Source organism: Pseudovibrio flavus (assembly GCF_009711345.1).
GTDB lineage: Bacteria > Pseudomonadota > Alphaproteobacteria > Rhizobiales > Stappiaceae > Pseudovibrio > Pseudovibrio flavus.
In genome coordinates, this window is the sequence record NZ_SMMA01000009.1 from 1 (window position 1) to 265 (window position 265).

At 56.6% G+C, this 265-nt stretch carries 1 protein-coding gene; it reads left to right on the forward strand.

Annotated features, from left to right (window positions below; translation table 11 throughout):
• Positions 1-265, forward strand: a 265-nt coding sequence (locus E1162_RS00030; RefSeq protein ID WP_503328164.1) for a beta/alpha barrel domain-containing protein, incomplete at both ends; no start/stop codon positions are given.

The following is a 265-nucleotide window of genomic DNA, read 5'->3' on the forward strand; positions in this document are numbered from 1 at the left end:
AGGCTTCACCGCGCTGGACGCTGGTGCGCACGGCCTGAAAATCTTCCCTGCTGAAATGTGCCCGCCGCCAGTTGTTAAAGCATGGCTGGCTGTATTCCCGAAAGGCACCAAGATTATTCCAGTTGGCGGTGTTGGCGCGCACAACATTGCTGACTTTATGGCAGTTGGTGCAGCAGGCGCAGGCATTGGTTCTTCCCTCTTCAAACCGGGCGACAAGCCGGAAGAAGTACAAGAACGCGCCGCCGCTCTGGTCAAAAACGCAAAG